At 69.1% G+C, this 26369-nt stretch carries 23 protein-coding genes; 19 read left to right on the forward strand and 4 right to left on the reverse strand.

Annotation, left to right across the window (positions count from 1 at the left end; all coding sequences use genetic code 11):
• The first annotated feature begins 56 nt into the window (after positions 1–56).
• The 5 genes from AB0O71_RS07180 to AB0O71_RS07200 all read left to right on the forward strand — a co-directional run bounded on the left by AB0O71_RS07180 (position 57) and on the right by AB0O71_RS07200 (position 4866).
• Positions 57–1097 (forward strand): LacI family DNA-binding transcriptional regulator, encoded by a 1041-nt coding sequence (locus AB0O71_RS07180; RefSeq protein WP_363743696.1) that lies wholly within the window; start codon positions 57–59, stop codon positions 1095–1097.
• 196 nt (positions 1098–1293) lie between these two features.
• Positions 1294–1722 carry a VOC family protein gene (locus AB0O71_RS07185; protein ID WP_363743698.1) on the forward strand — a complete coding sequence of 143 codons (429 nt, stop codon included), beginning with the start codon at positions 1294–1296 and terminating at the stop codon, positions 1720–1722.
• 198 nt (positions 1723–1920) lie between these two features.
• Positions 1921–2928 (forward strand): inositol 2-dehydrogenase, encoded by a 1008-nt coding sequence (iolG, locus tag AB0O71_RS07190; RefSeq protein WP_363743700.1) that lies wholly within the window; start codon positions 1921–1923, stop codon positions 2926–2928.
• 31 nt (positions 2929–2959) lie between these two features.
• Positions 2960–3736 carry a TIM barrel protein gene (locus tag AB0O71_RS07195; RefSeq protein ID WP_363743702.1) on the forward strand — a complete coding sequence of 259 codons (777 nt, stop codon included), beginning with the start codon at positions 2960–2962 and terminating at the stop codon, positions 3734–3736.
• An 86-nt stretch (positions 3737–3822) separates the two neighbouring features.
• On the forward strand, positions 3823–4866 hold the full coding sequence (locus tag AB0O71_RS07200; protein WP_363743704.1) for a LacI family DNA-binding transcriptional regulator: 1044 nt from the start codon (positions 3823–3825) through the stop codon (positions 4864–4866).
• A 66-nt stretch (positions 4867–4932) separates the two neighbouring features.
• On the opposite strand, the gene AB0O71_RS07205 is transcribed toward AB0O71_RS07200, so the two are convergent.
• Positions 4933–5988 carry a LacI family DNA-binding transcriptional regulator gene (locus tag AB0O71_RS07205; RefSeq protein ID WP_363743706.1) on the reverse strand — a complete coding sequence of 352 codons (1056 nt, stop codon included), beginning with the start codon at positions 5986–5988 and terminating at the stop codon, positions 4933–4935.
• Between the two features lie 245 nt (positions 5989–6233).
• Between AB0O71_RS07205 and AB0O71_RS07210 the strand changes: the two genes are divergently transcribed.
• From AB0O71_RS07210 to AB0O71_RS07270, 13 genes are all read left to right on the forward strand, one after another.
• On the forward strand, positions 6234–7709 hold the full coding sequence (locus tag AB0O71_RS07210) for an aldehyde dehydrogenase family protein (RefSeq protein ID WP_363743708.1): 1476 nt from the start codon (positions 6234–6236) through the stop codon (positions 7707–7709).
• A 45-nt stretch (positions 7710–7754) separates the two neighbouring features.
• Complete coding sequence (iolD, locus tag AB0O71_RS07215) at positions 7755–9704, forward strand: 3D-(3,5/4)-trihydroxycyclohexane-1,2-dione acylhydrolase (decyclizing) (protein WP_363743710.1); 1950 nt, start codon at positions 7755–7757, stop codon at positions 9702–9704.
• The gene (locus AB0O71_RS07220) at positions 9701–10495 is read left to right on the forward strand and encodes an aldolase/citrate lyase family protein (RefSeq protein ID WP_363743712.1); all 795 of its coding nucleotides are present in this window, start codon (positions 9701–9703) and stop codon (positions 10493–10495) included. The genes iolD and AB0O71_RS07220 overlap by 4 nt, the downstream gene beginning before the upstream one ends.
• On the forward strand, positions 10492–11448 hold the full coding sequence (locus AB0O71_RS07225) for an NAD(P)-dependent oxidoreductase (protein ID WP_363743715.1): 957 nt from the start codon (positions 10492–10494) through the stop codon (positions 11446–11448). Before AB0O71_RS07220 ends, AB0O71_RS07225 begins: the two co-directional genes overlap by 4 nt.
• A 79-nt stretch (positions 11449–11527) precedes the next feature.
• Positions 11528–12547: a substrate-binding domain-containing protein gene (locus AB0O71_RS07230; protein ID WP_363743717.1), complete on the forward strand. Its 1020-nt coding sequence runs from the start codon at positions 11528–11530 to the stop codon at positions 12545–12547.
• Positions 12548–12576: 29 nt separating this feature from the next.
• On the forward strand, positions 12577–13623 hold the full coding sequence (locus AB0O71_RS07235) for an ABC transporter permease (RefSeq protein WP_363743719.1): 1047 nt from the start codon (positions 12577–12579) through the stop codon (positions 13621–13623).
• Complete coding sequence (locus AB0O71_RS07240) at positions 13620–14612, forward strand: ATP-binding cassette domain-containing protein (protein WP_363743721.1); 993 nt, start codon at positions 13620–13622, stop codon at positions 14610–14612. The genes AB0O71_RS07235 and AB0O71_RS07240 overlap by 4 nt, the downstream gene beginning before the upstream one ends.
• Before the next feature lie 278 nt (positions 14613–14890).
• Positions 14891–16111: a Gfo/Idh/MocA family oxidoreductase gene (locus AB0O71_RS07245; protein ID WP_363743724.1), complete on the forward strand. Its 1221-nt coding sequence runs from the start codon at positions 14891–14893 to the stop codon at positions 16109–16111.
• Between the two features lie 52 nt (positions 16112–16163).
• On the forward strand, positions 16164–17057 hold the full coding sequence (locus tag AB0O71_RS07250; RefSeq protein WP_363743726.1) for a sugar phosphate isomerase/epimerase: 894 nt from the start codon (positions 16164–16166) through the stop codon (positions 17055–17057).
• Positions 17054–18091: a Gfo/Idh/MocA family oxidoreductase gene (locus AB0O71_RS07255; protein ID WP_363743729.1), complete on the forward strand. Its 1038-nt coding sequence runs from the start codon at positions 17054–17056 to the stop codon at positions 18089–18091. Before AB0O71_RS07250 ends, AB0O71_RS07255 begins: the two co-directional genes overlap by 4 nt.
• A 49-nt stretch (positions 18092–18140) precedes the next feature.
• Positions 18141–18941, forward strand: a complete 801-nt coding sequence (locus tag AB0O71_RS07260; RefSeq protein ID WP_363743731.1) for an SDR family oxidoreductase — start codon at positions 18141–18143, stop codon at positions 18939–18941.
• Between the two features lie 15 nt (positions 18942–18956).
• Positions 18957–19955: a Gfo/Idh/MocA family oxidoreductase gene (locus AB0O71_RS07265; protein WP_363743733.1), complete on the forward strand. Its 999-nt coding sequence runs from the start codon at positions 18957–18959 to the stop codon at positions 19953–19955.
• An 8-nt stretch (positions 19956–19963) separates the two neighbouring features.
• Positions 19964–20995: a Gfo/Idh/MocA family oxidoreductase gene (locus AB0O71_RS07270; protein ID WP_363743735.1), complete on the forward strand. Its 1032-nt coding sequence runs from the start codon at positions 19964–19966 to the stop codon at positions 20993–20995.
• Between the two features lie 122 nt (positions 20996–21117).
• Here the strand turns inward: AB0O71_RS07270 and AB0O71_RS07275 are convergent, their stop codons facing one another.
• Together AB0O71_RS07275 and AB0O71_RS07280 are read right to left on the reverse strand one after the other, a co-directional pair.
• A complete protein-coding gene (locus AB0O71_RS07275) occupies positions 21118–21561 on the reverse strand; it encodes an Hsp20/alpha crystallin family protein (protein ID WP_363743737.1) in 444 nt (147 codons plus the stop codon).
• Positions 21562–21740: 179 nt separating this feature from the next.
• Complete coding sequence (locus tag AB0O71_RS07280; RefSeq protein ID WP_363743739.1) at positions 21741–23144, reverse strand: amidase; 1404 nt, start codon at positions 23142–23144, stop codon at positions 21741–21743.
• A gap of 20 nt (positions 23145–23164) precedes the next feature.
• Here AB0O71_RS07280 and AB0O71_RS07285 point away from each other — a divergent pair, with 20 nt between their 5' ends.
• Positions 23165–24190, forward strand: coding sequence for a VOC family protein (locus AB0O71_RS07285; RefSeq protein ID WP_363743741.1), 1026 nt, complete (start codon positions 23165–23167; stop codon positions 24188–24190).
• Positions 24191–24217: 27 nt separating this feature from the next.
• On the opposite strand, the gene AB0O71_RS07290 is transcribed toward AB0O71_RS07285, so the two are convergent.
• Positions 24218–26359: a family 1 glycosylhydrolase gene (locus AB0O71_RS07290; RefSeq protein ID WP_363743743.1), complete on the reverse strand. Its 2142-nt coding sequence runs from the start codon at positions 26357–26359 to the stop codon at positions 24218–24220.
• Between the last annotated feature and the right edge of the window lie 10 nt (positions 26360–26369).

Here is a 26369-nt window from a genome sequence, read left to right on the forward strand (position 1 = left end):
GCTCTCGCGTAGCCTGATTGCCGCGGGAGAATCAGCCGGAGGCGCGAAAGGAAACGATGCGACGACCCACCATCTACGACGTTGCGGAACGCGCGGGAGTCTCGAAATCGCTCGTATCGCTTGTCTTGCGCGACTCGCCGAAGGTCAGCGCGGCGAAGCGCGCGGCGGTGCTCTCTGCCGTCGCGGAGCTCGACTACACGCCGAGCCGTCTGGCCGCCGGCCTTGCCGGAACGCGCACCCGGAGCATCGGCGTGGTCATCGACGACTTCTCCAACCTCTGGTTCGTCGAGGCGCTCTCGGGTCTGCGCGCATCGCTCGGAGCAGAAGGCTACGCGCTCAGCGTCGCCGATGCCCGGCTGAACGAGCATCTCGGCATCGACCCACTCGACGCCTTTCGTGCGCTGCGCGTAGACGGGGTGGTGCTCGCGGGTGAGGCGAGTGCGTCGGCTGTCGCGCGGTCGGGGGCGCCGGCCGTCGTGCTCGGCACGCGAGGAGTCACGGCGCCAGGAGTGCCGATCGTCGCGAGCGACGAGGTAGAGGGCGGCCGCATCGCGACCCGGCACCTCATCGAACTCGGGCACTGCGCGATCGCGTGCGTTTCGGCGCCGGGCGCGAGTGCGACCGAGCGTGAGCGCGGATACGTCGAGACGATGGCCGAGGCAGGGCTCAAGCCGGCGGTCGTGCGGGCGAAGGCGACCGATGAGCGTGCCGCTCGGGCAGCGATCGCGCCCACGTTCGAAGGCGCAGGCGCGGGTGCGGGTACTGACTCGCATGCCGATGCGAAATCGAACGAGTGGATGCCGGTGCCCACGGCGATCTTCGCGGTGAACGACCCGATGGCCGTCGGGGTGATCGGAGCGGCACAGTACGCCGGCTTCTCGGTGCCGGCGGATATTTCTGTCGTGGGCTATGACGACTCGCCACTCGCCGAATATGACATGATTTCGCTCACCTCGATCAGCGGTGACCCGCGAGAGCTCGGCGAGGCGGCGGGCGAGACGCTGATCGCGCTGATTGCGGGAACGAGTGCTGAGTCGCGCATCTTTCCGCCGCGCATCGCGCTGCGCGGGTCGACGGCGGTGATCCTGCGCCCCTGACTGCGGTCGCGCCAGTGCCTCTGCCAGTACCGAAAGCGCAGTTGAGGTCGTGAGCTCCCTCGCGATCGACCTCAAGTGCGCTCTGGTGGGAGCTTTCTCCCGGCACGCGGGGCACGCGCGGCATGCGGCGCGCTCAGGGGCGGTGCGGGCGCTTTCGCCCCTCGTCAGCCGCTCCGCACAAGCGTAGGGTGGCGGTATGGCTACGGTGCGGGAGGTTCAGGTCACATTCGACTGCCACGATCCGATGCGGGTGGCGACGTTCTGGTGCTCGGTGCTGGGTTACGAGTTTCCGCCGGTGCCCGAGGGGTTCGCCAGTTGGAGCGAGTTCGATGCGGCGAGCGACACGCCGGGGCACGCCGCGGCCTGCGTCGACCCTACTGGTCGGGGCCCGCGCTTGTACTTCCAAGCCGTGCCCGAGGGGAAGACCGTGAAGAATCGACTGCACCTCGACGTGCGCGTCGGCACCGGGCTCACGGGGAGCGAGCGACTCGCCGCGCTCCGGGCAGAATCGGCGCGCTTGGAGCTGCTCGGCGCGGTGCAAGAGCGTGTCATGCCCGCCAACGGTGCTGAGGAGTCGTGCATCGTCATGCGCGACATCGAAGGCAACGAGTTCTGCCTCGACTGACGCGCCTCGGGAGCAGCCTGTCGGTAAGCGACCCTGGCCGGCATGCAGAATGCTCGTGCGCACCGAGCGGCACGCGGCGGACGGCGAGTGCGAGTGGCGTGAAGTCACGGAGCCGCCTACACTCGTTTGTACTGACAATTTAGCTCGTGCTAGATCCGCGATGCCAAGCGGCCCGGCACCCACAGCAAGGGAATCGCAATGACGCAGCAGCCCATCCGCTTCGGACTCATCGGCACCGGTCGCATCGGCCAGGTGCACGCAGCCAGCATCGCGGCCTCTCCGGATGCGACACTGGCGTGGGTAGCCGACCCGTTCATCGACGGTGCCCGGGCCGTCGCAGATCGCTTCGGCGGCACGGCAACCGAATCCGCCGAGAAGCTGATCGCGTCGGGCGAGGTCGATGCGATCCTCATCGCTTCGCCAACCCCCACGCATGTCGACCTCATCGAAGCCTCAGTGCGCGCGGGCCTGCCCGTGCTGTGCGAGAAGCCGATTGACCTCGACATCGCGCGCGTCGACGCCCTCCGGCCGTTGGTTGCATCGAGCGGCGTTCCGGTCGCGCTCGGGTTCAACCGCCGCTTCGACCCGAACCATGCTGCGGCGCAGGCGCGGGTGCGGGCCGGAGAGATCGGGGAGCTCGAGCAGCTGATCATCATCAGCCGCGACCCTGCCGCGCCGCCCGCAGACTACATCGGTGTATCGGGCGGCATCTTCCGCGACATGACGATCCACGACTTCGACATGGCACGGTTCTTCATCGACGACATCGTCTCGGTGAGCGCCACCGGCACGCGCACCTTCGACGCCGGCGCTCGCCAGCACGGGGACTTCGACACCGCAGTGGTGACGTTGCGAGCGGCCTCGGGCGCGATCGTGACCATCGTGAACTCGCGGCACAGCGCCGTGGGCTACGACCAGCGCATGGAGGCGTTCGGCGCGAAGGGCATTCTGCAGGTCGGCAACCCGCAGCAGAACACGGTGGTGCTCTCGAATGGACAGGCCGTCGAAGCCCGCCCGCCCTACCCCGAGTTCTTCCTCGAGCGCTACGCGGCTGCGTACGCGGCCGAGCTCACGGAGTTCGTGAAGCTCGTGCGCGGCGAGGCATCGACCAGCCCCACGTTCGAAGACGGGCGTGCAGCCCTGATCCTGGCCGACGCGGCGCAGCGATCGGCCGAGACCGGTGCCGCCATCGAGGTCGAGCTGTGAAGCGGGGCGCAGAGGGCACGGAGGCTCGAGCATGACCTACCGCCTCGCCGCATGCGCGGAGATGCTGTTCTTGGAGTGGCCGATCGAGGAGCGCGTGCGCCGCATTCACGAGCGCGGCCTGCTCGTCGAGATCTGGGACTGGAGTGCGAAGGACCTCGCCGCGCTCGCCGCGACCGGGGCCGAGTTCTCGTCGATGACGGGGTACCTGCGGGGCGATCTCACGACCGCCGAGGGCCGCGCTGCGCTGCTCGCGACGGCTCGCGAGTCGCTGCGGGCCGCCGAGATCATCGACGTCCCTCGGCTCAACCTGCACGGCACGGGGCTCGGCGAGGGCGGGTTGCCCGTGGTTCCCCGAGCTCAGATATCGGGAGAAGACTGGGTGCACGCCGCCGATACGCTGCGCCGGATCGCCGACCTCGGAGCAGAAGCCGGCCGTACGTTCGTGCTCGAGAACCTGAATACCGCCGTCGATCACCCGGGCACACCGTTCGCGAAGGCCGCCGACACGCTGGCGCTCGTGCGCGGCATCGATCACCCGAACCTGCGACTGAATCTCGACCTCTACCACGCGCAGATCGGCGAGGGGAATCTCGTGGAGCTCGTGCGAGAGGCCCTGCCGTGGGTCGGCGAGATCCAGGTCGCCGACGTGCCCGGACGGTGCGAGCCGGGCACGGGCGAGATTCGATACGAGGCGGTGGCCGCGGCGCTGCGGCAGCTCGGCTACGGCGGCGTGATCGGCATGGAGGCGTGGGCGAGCGGCGACCCCGATGCCGCGCTCGATGCGTTCACCGCGGCGTTCTCCGCCTGAGGCAGCCGACCGCGAGCAGAGAGCCTGGCGGTCGGGCAGAATCGTCGCCGACCGGCCCTAAGATGAACGGGACGCGAGGAGGGCCGATGGCGCACGAGACGGGCACGACACCCGCCGCGCCGGTGCGCCCGCCGACGATTCGAGACGTGGCCCGCGTCGCGGGGGTCTCGAAGTCGCTGGTCTCCCTCGTCTTCAGCAACGGCGAGAATGTGAGCGAGGAGCGGCGGCTCCGGGTGCTGCACGCCGCCGCTCAGCTCGGCTACCGCCCGAACCTCGTCGCCCAATCGCTCTCGGCGGGGCGCCGCGACATCGTGGCGATCCTCGTGTCCAATCTGCACAACCCGCTGTTCGCCGAGATCGTGGGGGCGGCGAAGGCGCGCCTGGCCGAGGCCGGGCGTCGCACGATGATCGTGAGCGCGCAGGTCGATGACGGCTCGGGCGGCACGGTGCTGGATCGCGACAACATCGACGTGCTGCGCGATCTGCGCCCGTCAGGGCTGATCACGGTCGGCACGATCCCCGAGTTCGCTGAGCTCGCTGAGCTGACAGCGGCGATCCCGACCGTTGTGGCCAGCGCCATCGACGCAACGGTCGACGTAGTGGCGACCGTGCGCACCGACGACGTGGCGGGTCTGGATCTGGTGATCGCGCACCTCGCTGCGCAGGGCGTCGAGCGTATCGCCTTCGTGGGCGGCGACGGCGGCACGGTCTCGGCATCCCGCGAGGCTGCGTTCCGCACCGCGGTCGAGCGCCGAGCGTTCGGCGCGAATGCCTGGGTCGAACGCGCAGATTTCACCGAGGCTGGCGCTCGCAGGGCCGTCGAACGCCTGCTCGCCGAGGATCGCCTCCCGCAGGCGGTGGTCGCCGTCAACGACCTGACCGCCGTCGGGGTCATCAGCGCGCTCGAAGCCGCGGGCATCCCGGTGCCGGGTGGATGCCGCGTGTCCGGCTACGACGACACGACGCTCTCCGCGATACCCCGCATCTCGCTCACGAGCGTCGATCCCGACAACCGGCGCATCGGTCGCGAGGCGGCGGAAGCGCTTCTGGGAGCGCAAGCCGGCTCGACGGATCAGCCCGCCGGCGAGGTGCTGATTCCGCCAACCCTGGTCGTGCGCTCGTCGGCGTGAGCGCATCGCCTGGGGCGACGGCCGCGCGGTGCCGTTCCGGTCGTACAGCGCCGTTGCGCTCAGTGCCTAAACGGGCGCAGGGGCTGCGGTACTGCCGCGCACGGTGAGTGTCGGCGTGATGTGGCGGATCGCCGCAGCCATTCCCGGTTCGGCCAATCGGGCGCGCACGGTCTCGACCGCCAGTTGCGCCATGCTGTCGGGGTCTGGCCTCACCGAGGTGAGCGACACGTACGGCAGAGCTGCGGCGGAGCTGTCGTCGAAGCCGACGACCGAGATGTCCTCTGGCACCCGAACACCGGCGCGCACCAGGGTCTGCAGCGCGCCGATCGCGCAGTGATCGTTCATGCACACGAGCGCCGTCGGCGATTCCGCGGGCCTCGCGCGACCCCGCGTTCGGTCGCCTGGGGTCACGCCCCCATCAGCGAGCAGCGCCAGCGCCGCGCGGTGGCCTCCGAGCTCGGTGTCGTCACTCGCAACCACGTGCTCTGCGAGCCCGTGCGAGGCCATTGCACTCCGGTAGCCGGTGAGGCGCGCACTCGCGTTCGCCCCGGTCGCCGACCCGAGGTAGGCAATGCTGGTGTGCCCCAGAGCGGTGAGGTGGTCGACGGCGAGGGCGATCCCACGTTCGTTCTCGACGTCGACACGGTCGTGGGCTTCGGGTGAGGTGGGGCCGCCCAGCAACAGCGTGGGAATGCCCGCCGGAAGGCCCGTGAGCGTCTGACCGCCCGGTCCCGCATCGAGCGCGATCAGCGCCTCGATGCGCTGCCGCATGAGGCTCGCGAGTGCCGCATCGAGGTCGCGGTGCTCGCCCATCGTGCCCAACGCGAGCGTGAAACCCAGCTCGTCGGCGCGACGGTAGAGCGCGTCGACGAGGTCGACCTCGAAGGGTTGCCGCATGGTGAAGAGCACGCCGAGCTGACCGCTCCGCCGCCGCCGCAGCATGCGCGCGGAGTCGTCGGGGTGATATCCGATCTCACGGGCCGCTGCGAGAATGCGTTCGCGCGATGCCGCGCTCGCCCCCGGGGCGCCCCGCAGCACGATCGATACGAGCTGGCGCGACATGCCCACGCGCTCGGCGACATCGCGCATGGTCGGGCGGGGTGCCGGATCCGGGGTGCTCACGCACCCATCGTGCCACGGGCGTGGGGCAGCGGCGGTGTCACAGGTGTTCCGCGTGCAGCGAGCCTCTCCTCGTGCGTGCCGAGATCCTCGGCGTGAACCGAGGATCTCGGCGCAACTCACGGCTTCGGGGCGGCAGCGTCGTACCTCGCGCGCACAGATGTCGCGCCCGAAACGTGCGCTTGACCTCAATGAAACCTTGTGCGTACAATTTGGACCGGTCCAAATCAATGATGAAGGGACGACGCATGAGTGCACCGAGTTCGGGCGATCAGGTACGAGCGACGCAGAACGATCGCAGCCACGGGCTGCTGATGGATGGCGAATGGCGCGAGGCGCAGGGCGGTGCGCGAGCGGAGATCCGAAGTCCATTCGACGGCCGCGCCGTCGGCGAGGTTGCGGTCGCCACCGCAGCAGACGTTGACGCAGCTCTGGGCGGCGCCGAGCGCGGTGCGGCCGTCTGGCGCCGCACACCGGCGCACGAGCGGTTCGCGATCCTGAACCGCGCCGCTGAGCTCGCCGACGCCAGAGCCGAGCACCTCGCCGAGACCATCTCGCTCGAGAACGGCAAGCCGCTCGCAGAAGCGCTCGGAGAGGCACGGCGTTCGGGCGCGCTGATTCGGCTTGCGGCCCACGAGGGCACGCAGCTCTACGGCGATAGCCTGCCGCTCGATGCGAATCCGGGCACCGGGCAAGACAAAGTCGGCTTCACGCTGCGCCAACCCGTCGGCGTCGTCGTCGCGATCACACCGTTCAACTACCCTGCACTGCTGGTGCTGCACAAGGTGGGCCCCGCGCTCGCCGCCGGCAACGCGGTTGTGCTGAAGCCGGCGAGCGCGACCCCGCTCACAGCGCTCGCGCTCGCAAGCGTCTTCGTCGAGGCGGGGGTGCCCGCCGGCGCGATCACGGTACTGACGGGCCCGGGTGGCACGCTCGGCGATGCCCTCGTGGCCGACCATCGCGTGCGCAAGGTGTCGTTCACCGGCTCGACGAGCGTGGGGCGGCGCATCGCGTCGCTCGCAGGCGTGAAGAAGCTCTCGCTCGAGCTCGGGGCCTCATCGCCGACACTGGTGCTCCCGGGCGCCGACATCGAGCGGGCGGCGGCGGCAATCGCTGCAGGAGGCTATGTGAACGCGGGCCAGGTCTGCATCTCGGTGCAGCGGGTGATCGCGCACCGCGATGTCGAAGCCGACCTCCTCGATGCGCTTCGGCCGAAGGTCGAAGCGATCCGCATGGGAGACCCGTTCGCAGACGGAACCACGCTCGGCCCCCTCATCGCGGTACGGGAAGCAGAGCGTGTCGTCGGCAGCATCGCGCGCGCGGTCGATGACGGAGCGACGCTCGTGACCGGTGGCGCCCGCGATGGGGCGTTCGTCTCCCCCGCGATCGTCACCGGCGTCGACACGAGGCAGCCCTTCGCGCAAGAGGAGCTGTTCGGCCCGGCCATCGCGGTTACCACGGTCGATAGTTTCGACGCCGCGATCGAGGCCGCAAACGGCACCCCCTACGGGCTCGCAGCGGGGGTCTTCGGGGGATCTCTCTCCGAAGGCGTGCGAGCCATGCGCGAGATCGACGCCGGGAGCGTGCATCTCGGATGGACCCCGCTGTGGCGGGCCGACCTCATGCCGTACGGCGGCTTCAAGGCCAGCGGCTACGGCAAGGAGGGCGTGCGCTCGACGGTCGAGGAGATGACGGAGATCAAGACCGTCATCATGCACGGCTGAACCGCCGCACCCACTCATTCACCACCAGCGAAGGAGCTGACACCCATGGTTCACGGAGCCTCGGGCCGCACGGTCCGTCTCACGGCCGCTCAGGCCGTCATCCGCTACATCTCCGCCCAGTACTCGGTCGCCGACGGAGTGCGCGAGCGCTTCGTGCCCGCCGCCCTCGGCATCTTCGGTCACGGCAATGTGGCCGGCCTCGGGCAGGCGCTCGCCGAGCACGCGGATCGCCTGCCGTTCGTGCAGGGTCGCAACGAACAGGCGCTCGGCCACATGGCCACCGGCTTCGCGAAGGCGTCGAAGCGTCGTCGCACGCTCGCCGTGACCGCGTCCATCGGCCCCGGCGCGACGAACCTCGTCACCGCAGCCGCGCTCGCGACCGTCAACCGCATCCCGCTGCTGCTGCTGCCCGGCGACACCTACGCCACGCGGCGTCAGGGCCCCGTGCTGCAGCAGCTCGATCTGCCCGGCACTCCCGACGTCACGGTGAATGACGCGTTCCGCCCGGTCTCCCGCTTCTTCGACCGCATCACGCGCCCCGAGCAACTGCTCACCGCGCTCCCGCAGGCCTTCCGCGTGCTCGCGAGCCCCGAAGAGACGGGGGCGGCCGTTCTCGCTCTGCCGCAAGACGTGCAGTCGCACGCTTTCGACTTCCCGGTCGAGTTCTTCGAGGATCGCGAATGGGTGATCCGGCGCCGCGTGCCCGACGCGGGTGAGATCGATCGGGTGGCTGACCTGATCCGGGGGGCCGAGCGGCCACTCGTCATCGCCGGCGGCGGAGTGCACTACGCCGATGCGACCGTGGCGCTCACCGAACTCGCGCGCGCGACGCACCTTCCGATCAGCGAAACCTTCGCGGGCAAGGGCGCCATCGCCGAGGATGGGCCGTGGAGCGTGTTCGGCATCGGGCTCGAGGGATCCCCGACTACGAATCGTCTGGCCGAGCGCGCCGATCTCATTGTGCACGTGGGCACCCGTCTCACCGATTTCGCGACCGCGTCGCAGTCGCTGTTCGCCAATTCCGAGGTGCGTTTCGCATCGATCAACGTCGTGGAGCACGACGCCGTGAAGCAGGGGGCGGCCGCGGTGGTGGCAGACGCGAAACTCGCAATCGCAGCCCTGGCAGAAGCGCTCGGCGACTATCGCGTTCCCGCAGCGTGGGCGGCCGAGGTCGTCACCGCACGCGAGGCATGGCTGCCGCTGCGCGACGCGGCCACCGATGCCGACACGCGGTTTCCGCTCGAGCAGCACCCTGAGCTTCCCGATACCGGCGCAACCCTCACGCAGGGGCAGCTCATCGGCCTGCTGCAAGAGCACGCGCTGCCGGGCGACACCGTCGTCGCGGCGGCGGGAGGCCCGCCCGGCGATCTGCAGAAGGTGTGGGACGCGACGAATGGCCAGCACGCCCACCTCGAGTTCGGCTTCTCGTGCATGGGATACGAGCTGCCGGCCGCGATGGGCGTGCGGCTCGCCGACCCGGACCCGGCGCACCGCGTCACCGCGTTCATCGGCGACGGCACGTTCGTCATGATGCCGACCGAGATCGTCACGGCCGCGCAAGAAGGAATTCCGTTCACCGTGGTGATCTCCGAGAATCACGGGTACCAGGTGATCCGCCGCCTGCAGATGTGGCGTACAGGCGAGCACTTCGGCAATGAGTTCCGCTACCGCGAGGGGGGCGGCGCGCTGGCCGACGCCGATGCCGGGCGGCTCGAGGGCGACTACTTGCGCATCGACCTGGCGCAGATCGCGGCCGGGCTGGGGGCGCACGTGCGCACCGCCACGACGGCCGATGAGGTGCGCGCGGCGCTCGGAGAGACCCGTGCCGTGCGCGGGCCCGTCGTGATCGTGGTGCCGACCATCCCGCACGCTGATCTGCCCGCTTCGGAGGTGTGGTGGGACGTGTCGCCGGCTGAGACCTGGGAGCACGTGGATACCACTGAGAAACTCGCCGAGTACGGCGCGGGCCTGGCGCAGCAGCGGTGGCACGGATGAGCGCGGCAGGGCGCGGGCCCCTCGCTCCGGGATGGGCGTTGCGCGAGCGCCTGCTCGCGGGAGAGCCGACCGTCGGCACCTTCATCGGCCTGGGCTCGGTGACCGCTGCCGAGGTGTGCGCGTCGGTCGGGCTCGACTGGCTGCTGGTCGATCTCGAGCACGGTGGCGGCGATGAGGACCAGGTGGGGGCGATCGCCGCTGCCGCCGGTGCGTACGGCGCCGCGACGCTGGTGCGGGTGGAGACGCCGGATCGCCTGCGCATCGGGCGCGTGCTCGATGCCGGCAGTGCCGGTGTGATGCTGCCGAGAATCTCGAGTGCGGCGGAGGCCGAGGCGACGCTGCGGCACCGACTGTACCCGCCGCAGGGCGACCGCGGAGTCGCCAGCTACAACCGGGCGGCGCGCTGGGGGTCCGACCTTGCGGCGCTCGACGCGGCGAACGATCGCGCGATCGGGATCGTGCAGATCGAGACGGCTCGCGGGCTCGCAGACGTCGACGCCATCGCCGCGCTGCCGGGCGCCGATGTGCTCTTCGTCGGTCCGCAAGACCTCAGCTACGCTCTCGACGTGCCGCGCCAGTACGAGAGCCCGCGGTTTCAGCAGGCGCTCGATGAGGTGCTCGCCGCCTGTAGCGCGCACGGCAAGGTCGCCGGAATTCTGACGAACGACCGCGCTGGGGCCGATGCCTATCTCGCCCGCGGTTTCGGCTTCATCGCGATCGGATCCGATGCGACGCTCCTCGCCGCCGCGATGCGCGGCGCGATTCCCGAGCGCATCGAGGCTGCCCGGTGAGCGCGGCGACGTTCTCGGGCTCGGAGACCGGCGATGCCTCTGAGCGCCGTGTCGTGGTCGCCCTCGGCGCCGTCGATGCTGCGGAGGTGACGCCGTACCTGCCAGAGTGCGCGCACTTCGTGTCTCACCCGACGGATTCGGACTTTGCGGTCGCGGAGGCTGCCATCGTGCGTGCCGCGTTCGATCTCGACCGGGCAACGCTCGACCGCATGCCTCGGCTACGGGTCATCGCGCGCACGGGCGTCGGCGTCGAACGGGTCGACGTCGCCGCCGCCCAGGAGCGGGGGATCCCCGTCGCCATCACCCCGGGAAGCAACAGTCGTGCGGTCGCCGAGGGCGCCTTCGCCATGATCGCCGCGCTGGTGAAGAACGTCGGTGAATCTCATCGCTACGTCTCGGCCGGGGAATGGGGTCGCCGACCGGTGCCGCAGGCCGGGGATCTCTACGGTCGCACCCTCGCGGTGCTCGGGTACGGCCGGATCGGGAGGATCGTCGCCGGGTACGGCCGCGCCTTCGGGATGGAGGTCGTCGTACATGACCCGTACGTCACCGCCGACGACGCCGAGAATGTCACGCTGGAGGAGGCGGTGCGACGCGCGGATGCGCTCACGCTGCATCTGCCCGGAGGGGGAGGGGAGATGCTGCCTCTCGCGATCCTGCGCACCGCGAAGCCCGGTCTCGTGCTCGTCAATTGCGCGAGAGCCGACCTCGTCTCAACGGCTGCGCTGCAGGAGGCGCTCGATACCGGAATACTGGGCGGGGTGGGTCTCGACGTCTTCGAGAACGAGCCCGTGCAGCACCACCCGCTGGCCGGCCGCACCGATGTGCTGCTGAGCCCGCACACCAGTGGGTTCTCCCTCGCGGCTCGACGGGAGACCGTGCGCATGGCCGCAGAAGCGGTGAGCGAGACGCTGAGCGGTCGTTACCCAACCTTTACCGTAGGAGATGCTTGATTGCGGAAGTTACGGTACTGTAAACGCAGAGCGCAAGCTTTGTAACGACATTAGTTCAATTACACGATGGAGTGCAGCTATGTTGAAATCACGTTTCGGCCGTTGGTCGAAGATCGGCCTCGCAGGTCTCGCTGGTCTCGGAGCCCTGACCCTTGCTGCGTGCGGCTCACCCGCAGGCGCCGGTGGCGGCGCAGCGGGCGGTGGCGGCGGAGGCGTCGATGAGGAGGAGATCAAGGTCGCCCTCGTCACGCATGCTGCTCCGGGCGACACGTTCTGGGACACCATCCGGGCAGGTGCCGAGAACGCCGCCGAGCGCAATAACGTCGAGCTGCTGTACAGCTCCGACCCCGATGGGGCGCGCCAGGCGCAGCTCGTGCAGCAGGCCGTCGACCAGGGTGTCGACGGCATCGTCGTGACGCTCGCGAAGTCTGACGCGATGGCGGGTGAGGTGCAGAAGGCGGTCGACGCCGGCATTCCCGTATTCAGCATCAACGCTGGTGAAGAGGCGTACAAAGACATGGGAGTGCTCGCGCACTTCGGCCAGAACGAATTCATCGCCGGCCAGGCCGCCGGCGAGCAGTTCAACGAGGCCGGTCTGCAGAAGGCCGTCTGCGTCATTCAGGAACAGGGCCACGTCGGGCTCGAAGCCCGGTGCGAAGGGCTTGCGGACACTTTCGAGGGAACCTCCGAGGTGCTGTACGTGCAGGGCACCGACATGACGAACGTCGCGTCGACCATCACGTCGAAGCTGCAGACCAACTCCGACATCGACGCGGTGCTCACCCTCGGTGCGCCCTTCGCGATGACCGCGATGGATTCCATCACTGACGCCGGCAGCAGCGCGACGCTCGCCACGACCGACCTCAACTCCGACGTCTACACCGCGATCAAGGACGGCACGATCCTCTTCGGCATCGACCAGCAGCCGTTCGTGCAGGGATACTCCGCCGTTGAAGCGGTGCGCCTCTACACCGAGGGCGGCTACGTGCTCGGCGGCGGCCAGGCCGTGCTGACCGGTCCCGCGGTGGTCAACGCTGACAACGCCGAAAGCGTCGCTGCCCAGTTCGAGGGCGGCAGCGACGAAGAAGCAGCAGAGTAAGAGAGGGGTCGCACCGGAAGGTCGTATCCATGAGTACAGCAACAGCTCCCAAGCTCGATGAGCGCGTCGCCTCTGGCAATCTGTTCACCAGATTCTTCACCAAGCCCGAGGCGGGCGCCACCGCAGCCGCACTGGTTCTCGCGATCATGTTCGCCGTGGTCGCCCCCCAGTTCACCCAGCCGAGTTCCATCGCGACGATCCTCTACGGCGCGTCGACCGTGGGCATCATGGCGGTGGGCGTCTCGCTCCTGATGATCGGCGGCGAGGTCGACCTGTCGGCGGGCGTCGGCGTCATCTCGGCGGCGCTCTCATCGTCCCTGTTCATGTACTGGTTCGGAGGCAACGTCTGGGTCGGCGCCATCGTCGGTCTGGTGTTCTCGCTGCTGGTCGGGCTGCTCAACGGGTGGCTGCTGACGAAGACGAAGCTCTCGAGCTTCATCATCACGCTCGCGACCTTCTTCATGCTGACCGGTCTCAACCTCGGTGTGACGCGCGCCCTCACGGGCGGCGTCGCAGCGCCCTCGATCGCCGAGTGGCCCGGGTTCGCCTCTGCAGAAGCGGTGTTCGCCGCAGATATCCCCGTCTTCGGCGTCAACGTCAAGATCACGGTGTTCTACTGGATCATCCTCGTACTCATCGCGACGTGGATCCTGCAGCGCACCAAGGTCGGCAACTGGATCTTCTCGTCGGGCGGCGCTCCGGATGCGGCTCGCGCCGTGGGCGTGCCCGTCGTGAAGACGAAGATCGGCCTCTACATGGGCGTGAGCTTCTGCGCGTGGCTGCTCGGCATGCACCAGCTCTTCGCGTTCAAGACCGTGCAGTCGGGCGAGGGCATCGGCAACGAGTTCCTCTACATCATCGCCGCGGTCGTAGGCGGTTGCCTCATGACCGGAGGATACGGATCGGCGATCGGCGGCGCCATCGGCGCGCTGATCTACGGCATGGCGCTCAAGGGTGTCGTGTACGCCGAGTGGAACCCGGACTGGTTGAAGTTCTTCCTCGGTGCCATGCTCCTCGGAGCGACCGTGCTGAACTTCACGCTGCAGCGCCGGGCGGCGCGAGGAGGGAAAAAGTGAACGCCACATCCGCATCCACAGCCACGGCGGCAGCCGCCGGCACCTCGAAGGCGCCGCTCGTCGAGCTGCGCGATGCCGAGAAGCGATACGGCAACATCATCGCGCTTCGCGACGTCAGCCTGAAGGTGGCCAGCGGCGAGGTGATGTGCGTGCTCGGCGACAACGGCGCCGGCAAGTCGACGCTCATCAAGATCATCGCGGGTCTGCACCAGCACACCGCCGGCGAGTACCTCGTCGAGGGCGACTCGGTGAAGTTCAACTCGCCGCGCGAGGCGCTGAACCGGGGCATCGCCACCGTGTACCAGGATCTGGCCGTCGCACCGCTCATGCCGGTCTGGCGCAACTTCTTCCTCGGCTCCGAGAAGACGAAGGGCTGGGGGCCGTTCAGGCATCTCGACGTCGACTTCATGCGCAAGACGGCGAAGCAGGAACTGCTCGACATGGGCATCGATCTGCGCGACGTCGACCAGCCGATCGGTACGCTCTCTGGCGGCGAACGTCAGTGCGTCGCGATCGCGCGAGCGGTCTACTTCGGGGCGAAGGTGTTGATTCTCGACGAGCCGACGGCCGCGCTCGGCGTGAAGCAGTCAGGCGTCGTGCTGCGCTACATCATTCAGGCGCGGGATCGGGGCCTCGGCGTGATCTTCATCACGCACAACCCGCACCACGCCTACCCGGTGGGCGACCGCTTCTTGCTACTCAAGCGCGGTCAGAGCATCGGCTATCACGAGAAGTCCGATATCTCGCTCGAGGAGCTCACCGGCCTCATGGCGGGCGGTGCGGAGCTCGAGCAGCTGGTGCACGAGCTGCGCGATGTCGGTACGAGCACCGACGCCGTGCGCACCATCCGAGACGAGATCGAAGGCGATGCGGCGGCGGGCGTCGGCCGCGTGCAGGTGACCGAGGCAGTCAGCGTTATTCCCGGCGAGTACGGCGACGACGATGACGATGACGACGAGGACGATGCAGCGGTCCGCTCGCGTCGCTGAGCGCCAGTCGCCTCGGTGAGAACGGGCGTCGGATCCTGAAGAGGATCGGGCGCCCGTTCTGCGTACCCGCCCCGCTCGCCCACCCCTGCCGCTCGCCCACCCCTGCCGTCCCCGCGCCCCGCGGCAGCACGACGGATTGACACGGCCGCGAGCATGTCCGTACAATTTGGACCGGTCCATAAAGCACGCGCCGCACGGCCGCAGCCTCCGCGACTCCTGCGCACGGACCCGACGACGAACCACGGTGCTCTGCACCACGAGCAGCAAAGCGAGCGAAGATGCGAACTCTTGCAGACGGCACCACCGAAATCGGAGTGGGCCTCATCAGCGTGGGCTGGATGGGGCAGTTGCACAGCCGTGCGTACGCGAACCTCAAGTACGCCTACCCGGATCTCAAGCTCAAGCCCCGTCTCGTGCACGCTGCAGATCCGGCGCCGTCGCGTGCCGAGGAGGCCGTGCAGGTGCTCGGCTACGAGCGCGCGTCGGCCGACTACCGCGAGGTGCTGAACGACCCCGAGGTCGACGTCGTGTCGATCTGCGCCCCCAACTTCCTGCACGCCGAGATCGGCATCGCGGCGGCGCGCGCCGGCAAGCACTTCTGGATCGAGAAGCCGGTGGGGCGCGGCGAGCACGAAACCCGCGAGGTCGCGGAGGCCGCCACGGCAGCGCAGGTCGTCAGCTCGATCGGCTTCAACTATCGCCACGCTCCGGCGGTCGAGTACCTGCGCGAGCTCGTGATGGAGGGCAAGCTCGGGCGCATCACGAACGTGCGGGGCCAGATGTTCGCAGACTACTCGGCAGACCCGCGCGGCGCGCTCTCCTGGCGCTTCGTGCGGGGACTGGCGGGCAATGGGGTGCTGGGCGACCTCATGGGGCACCTCGTCGATCTCGTGCAGTACACGCTCGGGCCGATCACCGAGGTCAGCGCGGTCACCTCGACGGTGTACTCGGAGCGCCCCGAGATGCCGATGGGCACGGGCACCCATTTCGCGGTGATCGAGAACGGCGAGATGAAGCCGGTCGAGAACGAGGACTACGCCGGCATGCTCGTGCGCATCGCCGACGGGGCCCCGGCGGCGAACGCGGTCGGCACGCTCGAGGCCTCGCGCGTCTCGGTGGGGCCGCGGGCGAGCTACGGCATCGAGGTCTACGGCACGGAGGGCTCGGCGCACTGGGACTTCGAGCGCATGAACGAGCTCCACCTCTCAGGCGGCCTCGGCGCCGAGAACCAGGGCTACACGCGCGTCATGGCGCGCCCGGGCATGGGCGACTTCGGCCGCTTCCAGCCCGGTGCGGGCACTTCGATGGGCTACGACGACCTCAAGGTGATCGAGGCGAAGAAGTTCTTGCAGGCGGTACTCGGCCGCGAGGCGATCAACTCGAACATTCACGACGCGCTCTCCGCCGCCCAGGTGGTCTCAGCTGCCGAACGATCGGCCGAGACGCGCTCCTGGGAGTCGAGCGCCCCGGTCGACGGAACGACGGCGGCCGGCGCCTAGTTCTCGAAGCACCTCCCCAGGCACGACAACAACACCGACGAAGGAGTCGCACATGGCGCACCCTGCACGTATCGCATCCGCCCCCATCAGCTGGGGCGTCATCGAAGTTCCGAATTGGGGGCTGCAGCTCGAGCGCGAGCGCGTGCTCTCAGAGATGGTCTCGCTCGGGATCACGGCGACCGAGTTCGGTCCCGAGGGGTTTCTGCCCGACGCACCGACCGAGCGAGCCGCTGCGCTCGACGCTGCGGGGCTCAGCGCGGTCGGCGGGTTCTTCCCCGTGGTGCTGCACCGCGAGGCGGAGGATCCGCTGCCTGCGATCGAGCGTGAGCTCGAGGCGTACGTCGCGTCTGGCGCGACGACCCTCGTGCTGTCGGCCGTGACGGGCGCGGAGGGATACGACGGGGCCGCCGAGCTCACGGAAACCGAGTGGGCGACGCTGCTGGCCAACCTCGATCGCGCACTCGACGCCGCGGCAGCGGTCGGCGTGGTCGCCACGCTGCACCCCCACCTGGGCACCGTCGTCGAAAGGCCCGAAGCCGTCGAGCGAGTGGTCGCCGGCTCCCGCCTCGGGCTGTGCCTCGATACGGGGCACTACACGCTCGGCGGCGGCGATCCGGTCGCGTTCGTGCAGCAGCACGCGAGCCGTATGGTGCACGCGCACTTGAAAGACGTGAGCCTCGCCGTCGCCGCACGGGTGCGTGCGGGAGAGATCGATTACCGCGAGGGGGTGCGTCAGGGCATGTATCAGGCGCTCGGCTCGGGCGACGCGCGCATCGGCGAGATCATCGGGGCGCTGCGCGACGCGGGGTACGCGGGGTGGTACGTGCTGGAGCAGGACACCGTTGTCGAAAGTGAGGCAGACGCGACGCGTGCGTTCGACAATGCGCACCGCAGCGTCGCTTTCCTGCGCGAGGCGCTCGGCGAGACTGGCACGGTGGCCGCGTGAACGCCCCGCTGCGCATCGGCATGCTCGGGGCCTCCCGCATCGCCGACGTGTCGATCATCGCGGCGACTGAGGAGACGGATGATGTGCGTGCTGCGGTGGCGGCGCGGGATCCCGAGCGCGCGAAGCGCTACGCCGCCGAGCGGGGCTTCGAGTCGGCGGCCGAGAGCTACGAGTCGCTCATCGCAGACGATTCGCTCGACCTCGTCTACATCGGCTTGCCCAACGCGCTGCACGCCGAGTGGACGGCGCGAGCCCTCGCAGCCGGCCGCAATGTGCTCGTCGAGAAGCCGATGGCTGCGAATCTCGCCGAATTCGATCGGGTCGCCGCCCGACTCGAGCATTCGCGCGGATGGGCCTGGGAGGCATTCCACTACGCCGACCACCCCGGCATGCACCGACTCATCAGCCAGGTGCGAGACGGTGCGATCGGTGAGATCCGCAGCATCGACGTGCAAATGGACATGCCGGATCCGGGTGCCGAAGACCCGAGATGGAGTTTCGATCTGGCCGGTGGCGTCATGATGGATCTCGGCTGCTACGCGGTCAACGCGCTGCTCCTGCTCCGGGAGGCGCTCGCCGGGGCGGGACTCCCCGGCAACGCGGAACTCGAACTCGATTCCGCACGAGCCGAGCCGTACGAGGCAGACGCGCGGGTCGATGCGACCGTCGTTGCCGAGATGCACCTCGGAGGCGTCGCCGCATCGATCCACACCAGCATGGAGAGCCCCGAGTGGAACTTCGGGCTCCGGGTGAGCGGCAGCCTGGGGGAGGTCGTGCTGCCGAACTTCGTCAAGCCGCAAGAAGACGGGCGGCTCATCGTGCGCAGCACCAGCGGTGCCGGCGTCGAAGAGCGCATCGAACAGCTCGATACGACGTCTTCGTACGCGTATCAGCTGGGCCGGGTGCGAGCAGCGCTGCGCAACGGCGAGCGCTCGCGCATCGAGTTGGATCGATCCCGCCGCACCATGCAGATGATCGACGCGATCTACACCGGAGCGGGTCTGCCGCTCCGCCCGGCAAGGCTGGCCGACTGAAGCAGCGCCCGTTGCAGTAGCAGCAGCAGATCCCGAAGGAGCGCATCACATGCAGCAATTACTCACCGGCAAGATTCTCATCGTCACCGGGGGCACGCAGGGCCTGGGGCGCGCCGTCGCCGAAGCCGCGGCTCGCGAGGACGCCGCAGGCGTTGTCATCGTCGGCCGGAGCGGTGAGAAGGCTGAGGTCGCCCTCGCCGCGATCCGTGAGCACGGCTCGGCAAGGGACGGTTTCGAAGCACGCGCGATCATCGCCGATCTGGCCGTCGCGGGGGAGGCCGAGCGCGTCGTCGCCGAGACCATCGCGCACTTCGGTCGAGTCGACAGTCTGGTGAACGCAGCGGGAGCGACGACGCGGGGCACGCTGCTCGACACGTCGCGCGAACTGCTCCAGGAGCATCTGAACCTCAACATCACGGTGCCGTTCATGATGATGCAGGGGGTCGTTGCCGATATGCGTCGACGCGGCGTGCCAGGCACGATCGTCAATGTGATCAGCATGTCCATGCACGGCGGGCAGCCGTACCTCGCACCCTACGTGGCGTCGAAGGCGGGACTCGCGGGCTTGACCAAGAACGCGGCGTTCGCGCACCGATTCGACCGCATTCGCATCAACGGGCTCAACATCGGGTGGACCGCGACACCGGGTGAGGCCATCACTCAGCAGACGTTCCACGGTGCGGAAGACGATTGGCTCGAGCGGGCCGAAGCCAAGCAGCCCATGGGAAAACTCGGTCGGCCCGATGAGATCGCCGACGCGATCGTCTTCCTGTTGAGCGCTCGCAGCGGTGTCGTCACCGGCTCGATCATCGACTGGGATCAGAACGTGCCCGGCGCATACGATCAGTAACTACAGGGGATCAACATGAAAATCGGAATCATCGGCACCGGCGTCATGGGCGCCTTTCACGCGCAGCTGCTGCACAAGCAGGTTTCGGGCGCGACGGTCGTCGCCGTCGCCGATCCCGACGCAGAGCGAGCGGGCGCCGTCGTCGCGGCGATTCCGGGCGCGGTCGCCCACGCCGACCCCCTCGAACTCATCAACGCTCCCGATGTCGAGGCGGTGCTCATCGCGTCCCCAGACACGCTGCACGCAGCGCAGACGCTCGCGTGCATCGCTGCGGGCAAGCCCACGCTCTGCGAGAAGCCCCTCTCGTACTCGGTCGAGGAGGCGGATCGCGTGATCGCCGCGCATCGCACGGCCGTCGGCGCCGGTGTGCCCCTCGTGCATCAAGGGTTCATGCGCCGATTCGATCCCGGCTATGTTGCTCAGAAGCGCGAGGTCGACTCGGGGGCGCACGGACGCCCGGTCATGGTGCACTCGGTCGGGCGCGGCGTGACGACCGGACCCGGGGCGACCGATGAGACGGTGATCTTCAATTCGGCGATTCACGACATCGATGTGGTGCCGTGGTTGCTCGGGTCCGAGGTCACCGAGGTGAGCTGGCATGCGCCGGCGGTGCCGAGCGCCATGAGTGACGGCCTGAGCGAACCCTTCCTGCTGCTGCTGCGCACGGCCGACGGCGCCCTCTCGACGGTAGAGAACTCGCTCAACGCCCGATACGGCTACGACATGCGCTGCGAGGTGCTGTGCGAGACGGGTGCGGTGTCGATCGCGGAGCCGTACCCGGTGCAGACGCACGCCGAGCTCGCCTCGCGCAACGGCTTGGCGGCCGACTTCCGCCCCCGATTCGCCGAGGCGTACCGCCTCGAGTTGCAGGAGTGGGTGTCGGCGCTGAATGACGGGCGGGCGCCGACGCTGGCGACGGTCGAGGACGGGGCCAGAGCCACTCGCGTCGCAGCGGCCGCGGTGGCCTCGATGCGCTCGGGCGGCGTCTTCGTGTCGGTGGGGGCGGGGGCGTGAATGCGCGCGTGCTGCCCGCACCCGACGTGCCCGACCCGATGGCGGTGCCGGTGCAGCGCTGGGCGATTCTCGGTACCGGGTGGATTGCCGGCAAGTTCGTAGAGGCTCTGCACCGTTCGACCGCTCAGCAGGTTGTAGCCGTGGGCTCGCGCAGCCTCGCCCGCGCGCAGCAGTTCGCCGAGCAGCACGGCATTGCCAGCGCATACGGTTCGTACGAGGAGCTCGTGGCGAGCGACATCGACGTCGTGTACGTCGCCACCGGGCACCTCGACCACTTCGCCCACGCCAGCCTGGCGATCGAGGCGGGCAAGCCGGTGCTCGTGGAGAAGCCGATGACGCCTCGTGTATCGGACGCCCGGCGCCTGGCCGACCTCGCACGCGCCCGCGGAGTCTTCGCGATGGAAGCCGTGTGGTCGCTCGCGCTTCCGCGCTTCTCGGTGGTGCGGCAGGTGCTGCGGGCCGGCCTGCTCGGCGACATCGTCGAGGTGCACGCCAACCTCGGCGAGCGGCTCGTCGATCATCATCGGGCCATGGACCCCGATCAGGGCGGCGGGGTGATGAATGACATCGGCTCGTACACGCTGATGTTCGCGAACGAGGTCGTCCCGGGGCTGGGGGTGCGGTCCGCCCACGGTCGCCGCGAGACCGCGCCGGCGGGCGCCGCGCGGGGGGCGGTAGGCGAGTTCCACGCGCTGCTGAACGACGAGCACGATCGCCTCGCCACCGTCAGCGCATCGATGCTCGCCGATACGCCGACCACCGCGTACATCGCGGGCACCGAGGCGACGCTCGTGCTCGATGCGCCCTTCTACCAGCCGGGGCCGGTGACGGTGCGATTCCACGACGGCGAGGAGCTCCGCTGGCACGAGGAGCCGCTCGGGCACACGCAGCTCTTCTGGGAGGCGCTGGAGGTCGCGCGGTGCATCGACTCCGGTCTGCTCGAGTCTCCGCTGCGCCCGCTCGAGCGCACGCTCGAAACGGTGGCGCTGATCGAGCGCGCCCGTGAGTTGATGGGGGATCCTCTCGACGCGACCGAGTGACGAGGAGTGACGGACGGCGCGTGTTGCTCATCGGCCGCGTCAGGCCCTTGGTCGGGGCAGGAGCGCGAATCGCGCCGCTGCCCCGACCGATCGCGCACGCGCCCCGGCCGTGCGCTCGTCCGCTAGTGCGTGAGCGACTTCTGCGCGTCGGAAGCGCGGGCCTCCGTCTGGCCCTCCACTGCGATCTTGCGCGGTTTCGCCTGCTCGCTGACGGGGATGACGACGCTCAGCACGCCGTTGTCGTAGGACGCCGAGATGCCGGCGATGTCGACGCCCTGCCCGACGCTGAACTGGCGGAGGTACGTGCCGGAGGGGCGTTCGCGTGTGAGCCACTTCGAACCTTCCGCCGCGTCGGCGGTGCGCTGGGCGCGGATGGTCAGCAGCTGGCCGTCGACGTCGACGTCGATCGATCCGGGATCGACGCCTGGCAGATCGGCGTTCAGCACGTAGCGCTCGTGGTCGCGCTGCAGGTCGACGGGCATTTGGCGCGGACCGGAGCGCGCCTGCTGCAGCGCTCCTGCGGCCCAGCGATCCAGTTCGCTGAAGGGATCGAACGTCATTGCCATGATGATTATCTCCTTCCACTGAAACTTGAGTGCCTGTCACTCAATGTGCAGATAATTTAGCACTCGATACCTGAGAGTGCTAATGAAGTGCGCTGCAAGATTCCTGGAAGATCCGGAGCGGCCCTGCCGCCCCGCCGACAGCTTTGCCCTCGCGAGCAACACCTCCGCGAATCGCGGTTTCACCCTCCCAGAAGTTGCGCCGCGAGTTGCAGCAACCGCGCCTCCGACCCCGTCGTGCCGATGAGCTGCACTCCCATCGAATGCCCGGTCGGCAGCCGGAGTATCGGCACGGCGATCGCCGGCAGCCCCGACACATTGACCATCGAGGTGAAGGGCGCCCACTCGCACTGCAGGCGGTAGTCGTCGTCGGGGTCGAGGGACGTGAAGGCGCCGATGCGGGGCGGCAGCATCGTGAGCCCGGGCGTGAGCACCGCGTCGTAGCGGCCCCACTGCGCTCGGACATCGGCGGCGAACTCGCGCAGTCGTGCCCCCGCGCGCCCGTGCGCCTCGGCGCTCCGGGCGAGTGCGCGTTCGCGGAAGACGCGGGTGAGCGGCATCAGTCGTTCGACCGCATCGGCGGCGAGCGGCACCCGTGAGAGGCCCGCCGTCCACGCGGTGGTGAACGCTTCCGGGTACCCCGGGTCGTAGGAGATCGCCGCCTGCTCGATGCGGTGCTCACGCGCCTGGAGGCGCGCGCTCGCCACCTCCAGCGCGCTGAGCGCATCGCCGCTGAGCGCGGTCGGGTAGGCGGAGGCGAAGGGCGAAGCCTCCGTGACCCCGATGCGCAGCCCTGTGAGACCGTCGGCTGCGCGCACGGCCGCGAGGGCCGGCTCGCTCCGCGCTCCGCGCTGCGCATCGAAGAGCAGCGCCGCATCTGCCGCGTCCGCGCCCAGCGGGCCGCTCACAGTGAGCCGCGGGGCGCCGAATTCGTCGTGCAGGGCGTGCGCGGCCGAGCTGCCGACGTCGCCGGGCACCGCACCCAGGCCCGGCTTCAGGCCGATGATCCCGCACGCGAGCGCCGGAATGCGAATCGAGCCGCCGCCGTCGGTTCCGGGGCCGACGGGGATGAGGCGGGCCGCGACCGCCGCAGCGCTCCCGCCCGATGAACCGCCCGGGGTGCGCGAGAGATCGAGCGGGTTCCGGGCCGCCGGGGCGATCGCGTTCTCCGAATAGCCGGTGAGGCCGAGCTCTGGAACCTGCGTCTTCCCGAGCACGATCGCGCCGGCCTCGCGGAGCATCGCGACGCCGGGCGCATCGGACGCGGCGACCGGGTGCCGCAGTGCAGCGCTCCCGCGCGTGGTCGCGACCCCGGCGACCTCGACGAGGTCTTTGAATGCGGTGGGCAGTCCGTGAAGACGCGGCAGCAGCGCGCGCTCCGAGGGGCGGGCCGAAGCGAATCGCGCGTCGGCAGCGGCCGCACTCGCCAGCGCGTGATCGGCCGTCACTGAGAGGAATGCTCCGAGGTCTCGGCGATCCTCGATGCGCTGCAAGAAATACCCGGTCGCCTCGCGCGCCGAAATCTCACCGCTGCGGAGCGCGTCGCGCCACGCCACCGCACTCCCGGGCGCCTCCGCATCTTCCATTCCTTCAGCTTACGAGCGCGATGACCGGGAATGCGCGCAGTGCTCGCGTCGTTCTTCTCAGCGTGCCGCGCATCGATTCCTCACCACGCTCCCGCAGGCCCATCCTCGTCGCGGTCGCCATCGGGGCGCTCCTCTCCGCTGCGGGAGGGATCACCTGGTTCGCGATCTCCCAGTCCGCTTCCGCAGGAGGTGACGCGGCCCCCGCTGCTGCGCTGCCGGATGGAACGAGTATGGGCGCGGTCGAACTGCACGTGCACGAGCTCCCCGCGGTGCGCGACTACTACGCCGACGCCGTCGGTCTGCGGGTGCTCGAGGAGTCCGAAGCCGGAGCGGTGCTCGGGTTCGACGAGCCGCTGATCCGACTCACCGTCAACGAGGAGGGTGAGGACGGCTCGACGCTCGCCGAGCCCGGCCTGTACCACTCGGCCATCCTGTATCCCGACCGGCAGGCGCTCGCCGCCGCCATTCTGAATCTCGCGAACACGGCCCCCCACACGTTCCAGGGATCCGCAGACCACGCCGTCAGCGAGGCGTTCTACTTCTTGGACCCCGAGGGCAACGGGCTCGAGCTCTACGCCGACCGCCCGGCGAGCGAATGGGTGTGGGAGCGGGGCGAGGTGCAGTTGGGCTCGGCAGAACTCGATCCCAATGCCTTCATCGCCGAACACCTGGGCGACGGTGCCGCGGCAGACGGCGCGACCGTGGGTCACGTGCACCTCAAGGTCGGCGACCTCGAGCAGGCCGAGGAGTTCTACGCCGGTGCGCTCGGCTTCGCCGTCACCGCGCGAGCCGATGGCGCCCTGTTCTACGCCGCGGACGGCTACCACCACCACGTGGCCACGAACACCTGGCAGAGCGAAGGCGCCGAGTCCCGCACGAACGCGACGGGTCTCGCGGGGTTCACCGTAGCAGTGCCCGGGGCCGGCGCCATCGACGACATCGAGACGCGCTTGGCAGACGGGGGTTACACCTCGGAGCGATCCGAGTCGGGCATCACCGCCTGGGACCCGTGGGGCAACGCCGTGCGGCTGGTGGTGCCGGGGTAGCAGACCCGGCGCACCACCGTGCCGCGGTCAGCTGCGAAAGTGCGCGCGAAGCTGCGCGAGCTCGTCCATGGTGAGGCCGTGGGCGAGAAGATACGCCCACGTCGAGCCGTGCTCACGGCGTACTCTCTCGAGCACGTCCCGCAGATGCGCTGCGGGAGATGCGAACAGGAAGTCCTCCATCTCCGCGGGAATCATCACGCCCCCGAAATGCGAGCGAACCTCGTCAGCGAAGCCTTCGCCGAGCCTGGCAGCGGATTCGGTGTAGCTCTCGATGACGTCGTCATCGCAGACGCCGACCGCTGAGAGCAGCAGCGCAACAAGCACGCCGGTACGGTCTTTGCCCGCCGTGCAGTGCACGAGAACAGAACCGTCGGCCGCAGCGAGGATCTCGCGGGCGACCGCGACGATCGCTGCGCCCTTGGTGTCCGTGATCGTGCGATAGATCTCGGGGAGCGCCAGGAGCTGAGAGTCGCCCGGCGCGGGCTCGTAGAGCGGTACCGAGACGAGCTTCGGACCGAAGCGTGGATCTGGAGCCGCTGCGCGCTCGACGGCGCCCCGCAGGTCAACGACGGTGCGCACGCCGTACTCGGTGAGCGCGCGCTCGCCGTCGAGCGTGAGTGTGTGCAAACCGGCGCTGCGCAGGAGCGCGCCATCGCGCACCGTACCCGTATCCGTGAAGCGCAGTCCTCCGACTCCGCGAACGTTGCGGACGCCCGTGACATCGACGCCCAGATGGTCCCCGGCGGGAGGGCCGTCGATCCAGTTCGACGGGTCGGGTACCGCGCCCGAGCGCACGACCTCCTGGAACCAGCGGAATGAGTCCTTCGGAGTGCGCGCTAGCGTCTGCGGGTCCACGTGCACCAGCCCGAAGCGATGGGTGAAGCCCGCCATCCACTGAAGATTGTCGATGCTCGACCACACGTGATACCCACGGACTCGAGCACCGTCTTCGATCGCCGTTGCGAGCTCTTCGAGCGCCCAGGTCAGGTATTCGATGCGATCGGTGTCGTGCACCGCTCCGTCTGCTCCGGGCTCGTCTGCGCCGCCGACGCCGTTCTCCGTGATGAGTACGTCGGGATGGTCGGGATAGGTGCTGTCGAGCCAGTCGAGTGCGCGACGGAACCCGCCGGGTGTGATCTGACGGTGCGCGCCTCCCCACCGTGCGCCAGGCGTCGGAACGAGCGCGAAACCGAGCGGGGCCGTCGCCTGCGCGAGTTGCAGCACTGCGCTGCCCCGAGCGGGAACGCCGAGCGCGTGAGCCGCCGCGCGCTCGGGTGTGGTCGCTGCGTACTGGGAGTACCAGTTCAACCCGAACACGTCGAGCGGCTGCCCGATGGTCTCTTCGTCTCCCTCCTGCAGAGCGTCGCCGAGCACCTCGGCCACCTCCGGCAGGTGAGCGCCGCCGAGCATGGGATCGAGAAACAGCCGGCCCTCGAAGTACTCGGCCAGCTTCGCAGCGGCGACATCGTCGGGATGACTCGTGGCAGGCGCGACGCCGCCGATGCTGACGATGCTGCCGACGTCACCTCTGACCCCAGCGGCGCGGAGCGCCTGGATCGAGCGGCCGTGGGCGAGGAGGAGGTGGTGCGCTGCGATGAGGCCGCCGCGAATGCCCTCCGTGCGGTAAGGCGGCAGGGCTCCGGCGAAGTAGCCGCCGAGACTCGGGTTCACCGGCTCGTTGAGCGTGAACCACTGTGCGACGCGATCTCCGAGTCGATCGCCGAGATGACCGGCGTACTCGGCGAAGCGCTCGGCGAAGTCGCGGTGCATCATGCCGCCCTGATCCTCGAGCCACTGCGGCGTATCCCAGTGGAACAGGCAGAGCACCGGGTCGATCTCGCGGGCGAGGAGTGCGTCGACTACCCGATCGTAGTGATCCAGCCCGGCGGAGTTCACCGTGCCGGAACCGTCGATGACGATGCGCGGCCACGAGGTGGAGAAACGGTGGGCGTTCGCGCCCAGCTCGCGCAACAGATCGAAATCCTCCTGGTAGCGGTGATACTGATCGATTGCGGTGTCTCCGCTGGAACCGTCTGGGGTGGTGAACCCGGCACGCGTCGCGGTGTCCCAGATCGACGGTGCCTTCCCATCGGCATCCCACGCCCCCTCGACCTGATACGCGGAGGTCGCCGATCCCCAGGTGAAGCCCTTCGGGAATGTGCGGGTCATATTGGTGTCC

It is taken from the genome of Leucobacter sp. NPDC077196 (genome assembly GCF_040687075.1).
Lineage (GTDB): Bacteria > Actinomycetota > Actinomycetes > Actinomycetales > Microbacteriaceae > Leucobacter.

What these genes read in the sequence shown, in the direction of transcription:
- AB0O71_RS07180 (WP_363743696.1), top strand. Translation starts at nt 57, where the DNA reads ATGCGACGACCCACCATCTACGACGTTGCGGAACGCGCGGGAGTCTCG.
- AB0O71_RS07185 (WP_363743698.1), top strand. Translation starts at nt 1,294, where the DNA reads ATGGCTACGGTGCGGGAGGTTCAGGTCACATTCGACTGCCACGATCCG.
- iolG (WP_363743700.1), top strand. Translation starts at nt 1,921, where the DNA reads ATGACGCAGCAGCCCATCCGCTTCGGACTCATCGGCACCGGTCGCATC.
- AB0O71_RS07195 (WP_363743702.1), top strand. Translation starts at nt 2,960, where the DNA reads ATGACCTACCGCCTCGCCGCATGCGCGGAGATGCTGTTCTTGGAGTGG.
- AB0O71_RS07200 (WP_363743704.1), top strand. Translation starts at nt 3,823, where the DNA reads ATGGCGCACGAGACGGGCACGACACCCGCCGCGCCGGTGCGCCCGCCG.
- AB0O71_RS07210 (WP_363743708.1), top strand. Translation starts at nt 6,234, where the DNA reads ATGAGTGCACCGAGTTCGGGCGATCAGGTACGAGCGACGCAGAACGAT.
- iolD (WP_363743710.1), top strand. Translation starts at nt 7,755, where the DNA reads ATGGTTCACGGAGCCTCGGGCCGCACGGTCCGTCTCACGGCCGCTCAG.
- AB0O71_RS07220 (WP_363743712.1), top strand. Translation starts at nt 9,701, where the DNA reads ATGAGCGCGGCAGGGCGCGGGCCCCTCGCTCCGGGATGGGCGTTGCGC.
- AB0O71_RS07230 (WP_363743717.1), top strand. Translation starts at nt 11,528, where the DNA reads ATGTTGAAATCACGTTTCGGCCGTTGGTCGAAGATCGGCCTCGCAGGT.
- AB0O71_RS07235 (WP_363743719.1), top strand. Translation starts at nt 12,577, where the DNA reads ATGAGTACAGCAACAGCTCCCAAGCTCGATGAGCGCGTCGCCTCTGGC.
- AB0O71_RS07245 (WP_363743724.1), top strand. Translation starts at nt 14,891, where the DNA reads ATGCGAACTCTTGCAGACGGCACCACCGAAATCGGAGTGGGCCTCATC.
- AB0O71_RS07250 (WP_363743726.1), top strand. Translation starts at nt 16,164, where the DNA reads ATGGCGCACCCTGCACGTATCGCATCCGCCCCCATCAGCTGGGGCGTC.
- AB0O71_RS07260 (WP_363743731.1), top strand. Translation starts at nt 18,141, where the DNA reads ATGCAGCAATTACTCACCGGCAAGATTCTCATCGTCACCGGGGGCACG.
- AB0O71_RS07265 (WP_363743733.1), top strand. Translation starts at nt 18,957, where the DNA reads ATGAAAATCGGAATCATCGGCACCGGCGTCATGGGCGCCTTTCACGCG.
- AB0O71_RS07275 (WP_363743737.1), bottom strand. Translation starts at nt 21,561, where the DNA reads ATGGCAATGACGTTCGATCCCTTCAGCGAACTGGATCGCTGGGCCGCA.
- AB0O71_RS07280 (WP_363743739.1), bottom strand. Translation starts at nt 23,144, where the DNA reads ATGGAAGATGCGGAGGCGCCCGGGAGTGCGGTGGCGTGGCGCGACGCG.
- AB0O71_RS07285 (WP_363743741.1), top strand. Translation starts at nt 23,165, where the DNA reads ATGACCGGGAATGCGCGCAGTGCTCGCGTCGTTCTTCTCAGCGTGCCG.
- AB0O71_RS07290 (WP_363743743.1), bottom strand. Translation starts at nt 26,359, where the DNA reads ATGACCCGCACATTCCCGAAGGGCTTCACCTGGGGATCGGCGACCTCC.